Source organism: Alkanindiges illinoisensis DSM 15370, assembly GCF_000619845.1.
In the GTDB taxonomy this organism is placed as follows: Bacteria; Pseudomonadota; Gammaproteobacteria; order Pseudomonadales; family Moraxellaceae; genus Alkanindiges; species Alkanindiges illinoisensis.
Window position 1 is genome coordinate 296192 of sequence record NZ_JHUX01000003.1, and the last position, 10253, is coordinate 306444.

Genomic DNA, 10253 nt, shown 5'->3' on the forward strand with positions numbered 1-10253 from the left:
ACAGGCATGAATAAGGCAAGACACTGCAAAAAGTGCGGTAGATGCCTAGAGATTGTTTAATAGTTTCGCCCACTTCGGTGGGTCTTTTTATATGTGAGGTTTGATTATGGCAGCTCCAGTCGGTAATCGGTTTTGGGAGCAGCGTAGCTCTCATGGCCGCAATCCGGCTTTTGAGAATCCAGAACAACTCTGGAGCGCTGCTTGTGAATATTTTGCATGGGTGGAAGAAAACCCGTTAAGTGAAGAAAAGCTATTTGCTTATCAGGGTGAAATTAGTCGTGGAACGATTTATAAGATGCGCCCAATGACTATTCAGGGCTTATGCTTATTTCTGGATATTGGTACATCAACCTGGAGTGACTACAAAAGGCGCGAAGATTTTTCGGCTATCGTAAGTCAGGTTGAATCAGTCATTTATGAGCAGAAGTTTGCCGGTGCTGCTGCTGATTTGTTGAACGCTAATATCATTGCCCGTGAGTTAGGGCTTACTGATAAGTCAGAGCAGAAACACACAGGCTCAGTCGAAGTCACTTCAATTACCAGGCGCATTGTTGATCCTAAAGGCAAAGAGGATGGAACTTGATATTGCGACACCACGCTGGGCTGTACCGTTATTGCAGCCTTCCCGGTACAAGGGAGCACATGGTGGACGTGGTAGTGGTAAATCCCATTTCTTTGCTGAAAGACTGGTAGAAGATTGCGTTGTAAATAAGAACTTGCGGGCAGTCTGTATTCGTGAAGTGCAGAAGTCTATTCGATTCTCCAGTAAGCAGCTTATTGCAGACAAGATCAATGCACTGGGTGTTAGTCACTTATTTGACATTCAGCGTGACTTGATTAAGCGGGTTGGTGGTGAAGGGGTCATTCTTTTTCAGGGGATGCAAGATCACACAGCCGATTCTATTAAGTCGCTAGAGGGCTTTGACCGGGCATGGATTGAAGAAGCACAAAACATTAGTGCAACATCATTAAGGCTGCTAAGGCCAACAATCCGTGGTGATGATTCAGAAATTTGGGCGTCATGGAACCCAAAAAGCAAAGACGATGCCATTGATGTGTTTTTGCGTGGTGAGCTAGCACCATCAAACAGCATTGTGGTTGAAGTCAATGTTGCTGATAACCCATTTGCTACCCAGACATTACTTGATGAGTATGCCGATGACCGTCGCCGTGCAATCAAGATGCAGCAGGCTGGTGATGCGAATGCGTGGAACTTGTTTGAGTGGGTATGGCACGGTGCTTATCTTGAGTTTAGCGAAGCAATTATTTTCTCTGGTCGCTATGTGGTCGATGAGTTTGAGCCACAACCAGACTGGACGGAAGTTTATTACGGCTCTGACTGGGGCTTTGCTCAAGACCCAACCACGCTAAACCGCATGTTTGAGCATGACAACATTCTGTACATTCGGGATGAGGCCCATCAGGTAGGCTGCGAAATTGATCACTTGCCAGACTTGTTTGATAAGGTGCCAGGCGCACGTACTCATGAAATCAGGGCTGATAATTCAAGGCCTGAAACCATCAGCTACATGAAGCGACAGGGCTTTAAGATCAAGGCAGCAGATAAATGGCCGGGTAGTGTTGAGGACGGCATTACTTTTATGAAGAAGTACAAGCAGATTGTCATTCATCCGGACTGCCCAGAAACCGCTAAAGAGTTCAAGGTTTATTCATACAAGGTGAATAAGGCAGGTGATGTGTTGCCAGAGATTCTGGACTTGCACAACCATCACATGGATGGCATTCGCTATGGCCTTCAACCGCTGATCCGTAATAGAAAACGGCAAGCCCCAGCAACTGGCGGCACTCGAACATTTTAGGTAAATTCATGGCTAAAGATAAACAAAAGGCTGCTCGGCAAAAGGCGGTTTCGGGTTCGCTTACCCAGGAATTAGCAACAAGCCAGTTGGTGAAATGGCTTACTCGCGTGCCTGATCTCGATGACGTGCTTAAAAAAGCAGGGGTAAAACGTCACCAGCTCAGTGCATTGCTATTTGATGATGAGATTAGTCAGGCTGTATCTACCCGTGTTGATGCCTTGCTGGCCGTACCATTTCGCTTAAACCCCAGTGAAGGTCCAGCCGCAGATTTTCTGATTGACCAGCTCAATAAATTCATCAAGGGCATGACTCGTGGTGCAGTAAATTCCCGTTTCTATGGTTATAGTGTACTGGAAGCTGTCTATGAGAAAGATGACGAAATAACCAATGAAAATGGCTATCGTGGGTTTAATCGCATCATTGAAAAGCCGATGGAGTGGTTTGAGCCACGGAACAATGGTGAGCTGCGATATTTCCCGGACAGTGGCTTGCATGGTGTGGAAGGCCAGTTGGTAGATCAGGAATACAAGTTTTTCCTGACCGTTAATGAGCCAAACTATAAGCAACCACAAGGGCAGGCACTCTTAAGCCGTTTGTACTGGCCGTGGTATTTCCGCACCAATGGCTGGAAGTTCTGGGCTAAATTCCTTGAGCGTTTCGGTAGCCCCATTCTGGTGGGTAAGACTGCTGGCGAAACCACAGAAATGCGTGATGCCTTGCTTGCTGCTCACGGTAGTGCAGTACTGGGCATTAATGATGATGAAGATGTAACGGCTATTGGTGTTGGTACAGGCAATGCTGGCCAGTCTTTTGTTGCCTTTGATGACGCGCTCACCCGTCGCATTAATAAGCTGGTATTAGGGCAAACCTTAACATCTGGCACTGATGGTAATGGCAGCCGGGCATTGGGTGAAGTGCACAATGAAGTGCGCATGGATAAGCGTGATAGCGATATTCAGCTTGTGTTGCCGACAATCCAGCGTGTCATTGATGCACTGTGCAAGCTAAATGGCTTTGAGCATCACGAAATCACTTTGGCTGATGGCAAAGGGTTGGAAGCTGAACGCGCGAATCGTGACAAGGTGCTGTCAGAAGTCGGAGTGAAATTTACCCGCAAGTATTTTGAAGATCAGTACAATCTGGAAGCTGAATACTTTGAGCTTGAGAGCGACAAGCCAGCACCAGCCAAGACCTTTAGCGCACTGCTGCAACAGAAATTCAGCTTTAAGGCCAGTAGTCAGAAGATTACGCCACAACAGCAGGAAGTGGATAATCTGGCACCAGATAGTTATTCATTACTTGATGTTGACCAGATCAAGTCTATTGTTGCGGATAGCGAAACACCGGAGCAGCTGGCCGAGAAACTGTTTGCAGCTATTCCTGATGCACCGCTTGAGCAGTTTAACGACGTGCTGGCACAGGCTTTATATACGGCTGATGTATTGGGATATAAGCACTCAAGCGAGGGCAACTAATGACCCCGCTCGAACTGGTTGCACTCATGCAGCAGCGCAATATTGTCATGCCGGACGAGTTTTACAGTCTGGATATATTGCAGCGTCAGTATGCGTTTACCGTATCTAAGCTGGCATCCGTTGAGCAGATGCGTTTTGTGTTAAATGCACTGGCTAAATCAGTAAAGGATGGCGGCACGTTTAGCGACTTTAAAAAGCAGATTGCCAAAGACGGTATTAAGCTGCCTGAATCCTATCTGGATAATGTGTTTAGGACTAATGTGCAAAATGCCTACAGTCGTGGTCGCTGGCTAGAGCAGCAGGCGAACAAAGCAGAGCGTCCTTATTTGCAATACCGGGCAATCAATGACAGCCGGGTTAGGCCAACACACTTAAAGCTGGATAAGGTCATTCGGCATATTGATGACGAGTTTTGGCAGACCAACACACCACCAACAGCTTTCCGTTGTAGGTGCTATACACGCTCATTAAGCCTAAAAGATGCCATGGAAGCAGGTATTACCCCAGATGACCGCTTGCCACAGGTGCAACCAGATGCAGGCTGGTCATTTAAACCAAGCCAGCCCCCAGAGCAGCAGATCATTGATTATGCCGAATCTCAGCTAAGTGAAGTGGCCGCAGAGTACCCGGCAGCACGCCAGAGTATTGAAGAAATCCGCCGCTTAATCCGTCAGGAAGGCGATGCAGCACAGGAAACCATTAAGCGACTGGGCTTGACCGCTGCCACACGCCAGACCTTGCCACAAATGGTCGAACAGGCTGTAGCACTGGATGTAAATTTAGATCCTAGCGCTGTGACTATGGTTAATGAGTATGCCAATGGTACTGGCCAGCCACTTGATGACTATATCAATGGCAACAAAAACACAGGCGTTGGCAATCGGGTAATGGACTGGCTAAAACGCTCTTATGATTCCGTTGCCAAGGCAGCCAAACAACTTAAAAAGAAGTTATCCGGCAATCTGGATGCACCAAACTATGTGTTTGGTAAAGGTCAGGTCATTGGCATTAATACACCAGCCTTGTTTCGGCAAGCCACACAAGGCCAGCAGGTTGAGATCATTAACGCGCATGGCCTTGGTATTGACTTATCAAAGCTGGGCAGTGATGGGGTGTTATTACCGCCTGATTTGCGATTAGAGGTCGTTGAAGTGAAAGACGGTGTTGTGGTCATGCAGCCAACAACCAAGGCCGCTACACAGCTATTTACAGCTACTGGTGGGCAGTTGTTTGCCCTGTGAGGTGCTCATATGTGCCGCTTCCTGTTTCCACATTGTTATGTACTGGTCTTTGATGGTGGTGAAGTGCTGTATATGCAGTGCACACGATGTAGTAAGCGAAAGGTGCTAATCGCACATGACTGTAAGCCAATCATAGATCAGAAATGGCTGATTACTGGACAATTTACGCAGGTTTGAAAATTATGATCTTCATTGTCGGATTTATCATGTTCTTGATTGGCTATATGGCTGGTTATGGATTGCTACGCAGTGATGTGGTTAATGGCAAGCCAATAGTAGCTCAAGGCAAAATATATACATGCGCTCAATCCGGTGGTTATCAGCCGATTGGTAATAGCAATCCATCAAATCCATCAAATCCACCGAGGAAACCATAGGAACTAAAAATGCCAAATTCAAATGAAGTTGTAATTAAAATTGAGAATTGCAGTCCTAAGCATACTCAAAGGATCATTGATCTGCTTTCGAATAATCCTAGCTGCCATGTGGCAATAATTCCATCAGAGCCAATTCCAGTAAAGCCTGAAAATAGCTTTAAACATTTTGAGCTTGAAGACAAGCTAAGAACTCTGGACTCATTGGCTGGTGCATTTGCAGCTACTAAAAATAGCCATGTTAATTCGCACATTGAGGCAAAGATCAGTGAGCTATTAGATAGCTTTCAGGAGTAACCATGCCAAAACCACAGTCTAAACATGCACAGAAACCGAGCCTAAACCGCTCGGTTTTTTGTTTTGCGCCAGAGCTACAGGCAGAGCTGGAAAGTGATAGCAGTAAATTCTGCTTTCGTGTTCAGCCGCTTGATGTGGCGCCTGCCGCAGATGACAAAAAGCAGCGCACATTTTCGGGCATTGCTTACTCAGGCGAGCCAATCACAGACCACTGGTACTGGGATCGGGTCATTTTTGACTTGGCAACCATGCAGATTAAAGGGCGTATTCCTGCCTTGCTGGATCACCGCTCTAGTCAGCGTGCAGGTGCCATCAATGAATACAAGATTGATAACACCACTGGACTGTCTGTATCGGGCGTGCTGATGAGTAACGAATTTGGTACTCAGATTGCGCAGGATTCCGACGATGGTTTCCCATGGCAGATGTCAGTACGCATTGAGCCGGGCAGCATTGAAAACGTACAGGCCGATCAGTCAGTGACGGTTAATGGCAAAACCTATCAGGGGCCTATTGCGGTATTCCGTGGTGGGCGCATCCGTGAAGTGTCTTTCTGTGCTTTGGGTGCAGATGACAATACCAACGCTGTGGCAGCAAGCCACAAACCTAAATCTTTTACTCAAGAGGACACTAACGTGACTGAGTTAGAACAGGCAAATGCTCGCATTAAAGAGCTAGAAGGGCAAGTCACTGGCTTGCAGGAACAAAACAAGCAGTTTGCTGCTGCCAAGCGTGAAGCTGAAATTGCAGCACTGGCCAAAGACTTGGGGCTAAAAGAATTTAGCGCTGAGGATAAAGCCGATTATCTGAAACTGGACGATGCTGGTTTTGCATTTGCAGCCAAGCAAGCGCGTGCATTGCATCAGCAGTTTGCAGCCAAGCAGACAACCAAGCCCGGCTTGCCAGCCAATCTGTTTACGGATCAGGCCACTGGTGGTCAGGAGCAGGGCAATAACACACTGGATGGCAAGTTTAATAACTTCGCTGCTTCATACGAAGGGGGTAAATAATCATGGTTCAGACCGTAACTGCAACTATTTCCAGCCAGCAACTCGTTGTTGGTGATGGTGTTCGCACTGAAAACGTCAAACCAACCACCAATACGGCTTACAAGCGCGGCGACCTGATTGCGATTAGCGCCGCCAATGTTGCCACCCATCCAGCCATTAATAGTGGTGTCGTGGGTGCATGGCACGCCATTTGTGCTGTCGATATGACTGCTGCCCAGTCTACCGCACATGTGAATGCCGGCCTAGAAATGCCGATTTATGTGCAAGGCGCGTTTGATGTGGCTGTTGTCACTGTCAATGGCACTGCATTAACCACTGGCCAGTATGACGCGGTTCGCGCTCAGGCCGAAACCAACAAAATTGAATTACGAAAAGTCGTAGGGGGCTGATATGAGCGTAACTTTTGATATTAATGGAGCACCCGTTGAGCTGCTGGATGTTGGCCAACTGGTTGTGCTGAATGATAAGCAGAAGCCTGTTGATATGTGGCTGATTGATCGCTTCTTTGGCACACCACTGTCATTCAATGGGCGCACTGAAGTACCAGTGGGCGAAATTGACACTGTGACCCCGTTAGCGCCATTCGTTAATCCAGGTGTAGCAGCACGCCAAATTAAAACCGTCAGCAGTGGTAAAGTTGGTTTTGTAAAACCTGCCTATCTAAAGCCCAAGGTAACTATCACGCCGACTGATGTGCATGATGCGGCGCTAATTACGCGCCTGCGCCAGGCCGGGATTCTATCCACTGGCTCCAACCGCTTAACTGATGGCGAGCTTCTGTTAATTGACCAGATTCAAAAGTCAAAAACGCTGGTTGATTCCATCAAGAACCGTAAGTTGCTAATGGCGCGCGATTGCCTGCTTTACGCAAAAATGACCTTTGAGTCAGATGATTTCCCAACCTATACCGTGGATTATGAGCGTAGCGCTGCATGTACGTTCACGCCTGCGATTAAATGGGATCAGGCCAACGCAGACCCAACAGCAGATATTGACACCATGATTGCTATTGCGGTGGATGAATCTGGTGTTTCTCCTACATTGGCACTGTCATCTTCCAAGGTATTCAACACCTTGATGACCAATCCTAAGTTTAAAGAGCGCTTTGTGTCGCCTTATGCCGGGGTGGCTGTGCCATTTACACCACAGTTCAATGATCCAACAGCGCCACAATATCGCGGCTCTATTGGCAATCTGCAATTCTGGACTTATGACGGTGTTTATAAGTTTGCGGGCGTAACTGGTCGCTTCATTCCAACCACGTACTTTGGCCTGATTTCTGATGCCAATGGCTACATGGCCCATTGTGCGATCCAGAACCTAAAAGCTTTTGGGCAGGCGCTGGAAGTATTCCTGCATCAGTGGATGGAGAATGATCCAAGCTCTATCCAGATGGTCGCTGAATCCAGTCCGCTGGCCGTTCCCAACAACAAAAACGGTGTCGTTGGTGGCACTGGCTTTGTGTCTTAAGGAGAGCAATCATGGCAGTTATCGCAAAAGTGAGTATTGGCCAGTTTGCACCCGGTGATGCGCTATCCGGCATTGATGATGCTCGCATTAAAGAGCTGATTGAAGCTGGACATGCGATTGACGATGGTACGGACGACAAGCCAGCCAAAGTCGCAGCAAAGTCCAAGCCTGCCGACAAGCCAGCCGGGGAATAAGCCATGTACGCAGCGCGTGACGACCTGATTGCGCGTTTCGGCGTGCAAGCTATTGAATCGCTGGAAAAGACTGTTTCCAAAGTAGTTGATCCGGCGGTATCTGACAAGGCTTTATCAGATGCAACCGAACTGGCAGACAGCTACATTGCTGCCCGTTATGGCCTGCCGCTGTCTGGTACGCCTGAATCACTAAAAGGCTATGTACTGGATATTGCCCGGTACAAGCTGTATGTGAACAAGGCGCCGGATGAGGTGCGGCAGCGTTACGAAGATGCCATGAGTTGGCTCAACCGGGTATCAAGCGGCAAGGTGATCCTGCAATTGCCTGCTAATCCTGATGCTGGCACCGACACCAGCGAGGCGACTAAAAACCGTTCTCGCGTGGCTGTGGGTGTGAGCCATTACGGTGGCGTATTTGGCAAAGAGGTCACCGACCTGATGCCCATGATCCCGCCGGGTGGCTTTGGGGGTTTTGATGGCTGACAAGATCACGGTAACTACCACAGGCGAGCGTCGGGTCGTTGAGTTTATTGATCGCTTGCGTGCTGTTGCTGGTGATACGTCACCGATATGGCGTGAGATTGGCCAGATTCTGTATGACGGCACAATGGAGCGCTTTGACCGGGAGCGTACACCAGAGGGCGCACCGTGGCAGAAGTCATGGCGCGCTTTGCTTCAAGGTGGCAAGACACTACAAAGCACTGGACGCTTGCGTGATTCGATTACCCTGAATGTTCAGGGCAAGAAAATCAGCGTTGGCACCAATGTGAAATATGCACCTGTCATGCAGTTTGGTGCTGTGATTCGTGCCAAGTCTGGCAAATACCTAACCTTTAAAACCCCAATGGGCGGCTGGGCAAAAGTCCAGAGCGTCAAGATTCCTGCACGTCCGTTCCTGGGATTATCTAAGGATGATGAGCAGGCGATTATTTTAGCGATTGAGAGTGAGCTACTCGATGTCAGACCTTGATTACTTTGCGCTTGAGCCAGTGATTGTGGCGCGCATTAAAGAGTGCCTGCCCGAGTTGGCGGATGCAGTTTATACACCATTTAGCGTGGATGAAATGCTGCAACTGGCCAATGATGACATGGCTGTGAGCGTGATTTATGCGGGTGACCGGGTGGGTGACAGTGCCGGGAATGGCCGCGCCAATGCGGTATATCAGCAGTGGCTGGTTGTCCTGTCCATTAATGATCCGGGCGCACAGCTTGAGCAAACCGCGTCATTGCGTGCTATTGCAGCACCGTTGATTGTCAGGTTGCTCAAAGGCTTGCAGGGGTTTAATCCCAATACATCTCCATATAAGCCATTACAGCGCATTGATGCTGGCGTCAGTGTCGGTCATGCGTCCAGCTATGGCTATTTCCCATTCCTTTTTGAATCTCAAATGCTGGTCGTCTAGGAGCCAATACCATGACCAAACAATACAAGGCAGTGCAGCCTGTAGGCCGCGCAGCCCCGGGTGATTTTATCGAAGATTTGCCCGAAGCACAGATTAATCAATTGCTGGCCGATGGTCTGATTAAAGAGCACCAGCCAGCAGAAACCAATACTGAAAGTAAGCCAGCGGTCAAAGCTGAAGGGGTGAAAAAGTGAGCCAATTAATTTCATTGCAAGGCCGGTTCTATCTGGCACCTATTGTTGCTGGTGTAGCAGGCACACCGCGTTATCTGGGCAATGTTCCAGACTTTGAAATTGCCACAGACGCCGACATTCTGGAGCATACAGAATCCACCACTGGCCAGCGTACTGTTGATTTCAGTATGAGCCGCACCAAGTCAGCCACCTTTAAAGGCACGCTTGAAGAGGTGAGCAAGGAAAATCTGGCCTATATCCTGAATGGCAATACATCGACCATTGCTGGGGGTGCTGTGACTGGGAAAGGCCTAGGTACAGTGGTTGCTGGTACTGAGGTGGCATTGGGTGGCTACAATGTTAGTGCTGTCACAATTAAGGACTCAGCATCCGGTACTGCTGCTACGGTTGACCCGTCCAAGTACACGATTGATGCTGCCTTTGGCACTATCACATTTAATGATGTGGCAGGCTACACCATGCCGCTAAAAGCTGACTTTACGGCTGGCACTGCCGAGGTAGTGACCATCAATGACAAGGAAAGTCAGGAGTATGAGCTAACTTTCCGTGGAATTAATACTGTCAACAATGACAAGGTAGAGGTTAAATTGTGGCGCACCAAGAAAGATCCCGGCACAACCTTTCCTTTAATCCATGAGGAGTTTGGATCGTATGAGATTAATGGCCGTGCCTTGTCTGATGCCAGCAAATCCAATGATTCGGCATTAGGGCTGTTTGGCCGTATCGTTAAGATCGCTGCACCAGCCTAACCCACACAAAGCAGGCACAAGCAGGG

At 48.4% G+C, this 10253-nt stretch carries 15 protein-coding genes; all 15 read left to right on the forward strand.

The genetic code is table 11. The annotated features are described in order from the left end of the window. Positions 1 to 106: 106 nt before the first annotated feature. The 15 genes from Q337_RS0101600 to Q337_RS0101670 all read left to right on the forward strand — a co-directional run bounded on the left by Q337_RS0101600 (position 107) and on the right by Q337_RS0101670 (position 10227). A complete protein-coding gene (locus Q337_RS0101600) occupies positions 107 to 583 on the forward strand; it encodes a DNA-packaging protein (RefSeq protein ID WP_026470090.1) in 477 nt (158 codons plus the stop codon). Continuing rightward, positions 573 to 1820, forward strand: coding sequence for a PBSX family phage terminase large subunit (locus tag Q337_RS0101605; protein ID WP_026470091.1), 1248 nt, complete (start codon positions 573 to 575; stop codon positions 1818 to 1820). Before Q337_RS0101600 ends, Q337_RS0101605 begins: the two co-directional genes overlap by 11 nt. A gap of 8 nt (positions 1821 to 1828) precedes the next feature. Beyond that, positions 1829 to 3295 carry a phage portal protein family protein gene (locus Q337_RS0101610; RefSeq protein ID WP_026470092.1) on the forward strand — a complete coding sequence of 489 codons (1467 nt, stop codon included), beginning with the start codon at positions 1829 to 1831 and terminating at the stop codon, positions 3293 to 3295. After that, positions 3295 to 4536, forward strand: a complete 1242-nt coding sequence (locus Q337_RS0101615) for a phage head morphogenesis protein (protein ID WP_026470093.1) — start codon at positions 3295 to 3297, stop codon at positions 4534 to 4536. The genes Q337_RS0101610 and Q337_RS0101615 overlap by 1 nt, the downstream gene beginning before the upstream one ends. Before the next feature lie 143 nt (positions 4537 to 4679). After that, positions 4680 to 4913, forward strand: coding sequence for a hypothetical protein (locus Q337_RS0101620; protein ID WP_026470094.1), 234 nt, complete (start codon positions 4680 to 4682; stop codon positions 4911 to 4913). A gap of 9 nt (positions 4914 to 4922) precedes the next feature. Beyond that, positions 4923 to 5207, forward strand: coding sequence for a hypothetical protein (locus Q337_RS0101625; protein ID WP_026470095.1), 285 nt, complete (start codon positions 4923 to 4925; stop codon positions 5205 to 5207). 2 nt (positions 5208 to 5209) lie between these two features. After that, positions 5210 to 6217, forward strand: coding sequence for a phage scaffolding protein (locus Q337_RS16390; protein WP_228133063.1), 1008 nt, complete (start codon positions 5210 to 5212; stop codon positions 6215 to 6217). A gap of 2 nt (positions 6218 to 6219) precedes the next feature. Next, the gene (locus Q337_RS0101635) at positions 6220 to 6606 is read left to right on the forward strand and encodes a hypothetical protein (RefSeq protein ID WP_026470096.1); all 387 of its coding nucleotides are present in this window, start codon (positions 6220 to 6222) and stop codon (positions 6604 to 6606) included. Between the two features lies 1 nt (position 6607). Next, complete coding sequence (locus Q337_RS0101640) at positions 6608 to 7687, forward strand: major capsid protein (RefSeq protein WP_026470097.1); 1080 nt, start codon at positions 6608 to 6610, stop codon at positions 7685 to 7687. A gap of 11 nt (positions 7688 to 7698) precedes the next feature. Beyond that, positions 7699 to 7881: a hypothetical protein gene (locus tag Q337_RS0101645; protein WP_026470098.1), complete on the forward strand. Its 183-nt coding sequence runs from the start codon at positions 7699 to 7701 to the stop codon at positions 7879 to 7881. A gap of 3 nt (positions 7882 to 7884) precedes the next feature. Next, positions 7885 to 8364, forward strand: a complete 480-nt coding sequence (locus Q337_RS0101650) for a gp436 family protein (RefSeq protein WP_026470099.1) — start codon at positions 7885 to 7887, stop codon at positions 8362 to 8364. Continuing rightward, complete coding sequence (locus Q337_RS0101655) at positions 8357 to 8851, forward strand: phage virion morphogenesis protein (RefSeq protein ID WP_026470100.1); 495 nt, start codon at positions 8357 to 8359, stop codon at positions 8849 to 8851. Before Q337_RS0101650 ends, Q337_RS0101655 begins: the two co-directional genes overlap by 8 nt. Next, the gene (locus Q337_RS0101660) at positions 8838 to 9284 is read left to right on the forward strand and encodes a phage tail terminator protein (protein WP_026470101.1); all 447 of its coding nucleotides are present in this window, start codon (positions 8838 to 8840) and stop codon (positions 9282 to 9284) included. Before Q337_RS0101655 ends, Q337_RS0101660 begins: the two co-directional genes overlap by 14 nt. Positions 9285 to 9295: 11 nt before the next feature. Continuing rightward, complete coding sequence (locus Q337_RS0101665; RefSeq protein WP_026470102.1) at positions 9296 to 9478, forward strand: hypothetical protein; 183 nt, start codon at positions 9296 to 9298, stop codon at positions 9476 to 9478. Further along, a complete protein-coding gene (locus tag Q337_RS0101670) occupies positions 9475 to 10227 on the forward strand; it encodes a phage tail tube protein (protein ID WP_026470103.1) in 753 nt (250 codons plus the stop codon). The genes Q337_RS0101665 and Q337_RS0101670 overlap by 4 nt, the downstream gene beginning before the upstream one ends. The last annotated feature ends 26 nt before the right edge of the window (positions 10228 to 10253 follow it).

What these genes read in the sequence shown, in the direction of transcription:
- Q337_RS0101600 (WP_026470090.1), top strand. Translation starts at nt 107, where the DNA reads ATGGCAGCTCCAGTCGGTAATCGGTTTTGGGAGCAGCGTAGCTCTCAT.
- Q337_RS0101605 (WP_026470091.1), top strand. Translation starts at nt 573, where the DNA reads ATGGAACTTGATATTGCGACACCACGCTGGGCTGTACCGTTATTGCAG.
- Q337_RS0101610 (WP_026470092.1), top strand. Translation starts at nt 1,829, where the DNA reads ATGGCTAAAGATAAACAAAAGGCTGCTCGGCAAAAGGCGGTTTCGGGT.
- Q337_RS0101615 (WP_026470093.1), top strand. Translation starts at nt 3,295, where the DNA reads ATGACCCCGCTCGAACTGGTTGCACTCATGCAGCAGCGCAATATTGTC.
- Q337_RS0101620 (WP_026470094.1), top strand. Translation starts at nt 4,680, where the DNA reads ATGGCTGATTACTGGACAATTTACGCAGGTTTGAAAATTATGATCTTC.
- Q337_RS0101625 (WP_026470095.1), top strand. Translation starts at nt 4,923, where the DNA reads ATGCCAAATTCAAATGAAGTTGTAATTAAAATTGAGAATTGCAGTCCT.
- Q337_RS16390 (WP_228133063.1), top strand. Translation starts at nt 5,210, where the DNA reads ATGCCAAAACCACAGTCTAAACATGCACAGAAACCGAGCCTAAACCGC.
- Q337_RS0101635 (WP_026470096.1), top strand. Translation starts at nt 6,220, where the DNA reads ATGGTTCAGACCGTAACTGCAACTATTTCCAGCCAGCAACTCGTTGTT.
- Q337_RS0101640 (WP_026470097.1), top strand. Translation starts at nt 6,608, where the DNA reads ATGAGCGTAACTTTTGATATTAATGGAGCACCCGTTGAGCTGCTGGAT.
- Q337_RS0101645 (WP_026470098.1), top strand. Translation starts at nt 7,699, where the DNA reads ATGGCAGTTATCGCAAAAGTGAGTATTGGCCAGTTTGCACCCGGTGAT.
- Q337_RS0101650 (WP_026470099.1), top strand. Translation starts at nt 7,885, where the DNA reads ATGTACGCAGCGCGTGACGACCTGATTGCGCGTTTCGGCGTGCAAGCT.
- Q337_RS0101655 (WP_026470100.1), top strand. Translation starts at nt 8,357, where the DNA reads ATGGCTGACAAGATCACGGTAACTACCACAGGCGAGCGTCGGGTCGTT.
- Q337_RS0101660 (WP_026470101.1), top strand. Translation starts at nt 8,838, where the DNA reads ATGTCAGACCTTGATTACTTTGCGCTTGAGCCAGTGATTGTGGCGCGC.
- Q337_RS0101665 (WP_026470102.1), top strand. Translation starts at nt 9,296, where the DNA reads ATGACCAAACAATACAAGGCAGTGCAGCCTGTAGGCCGCGCAGCCCCG.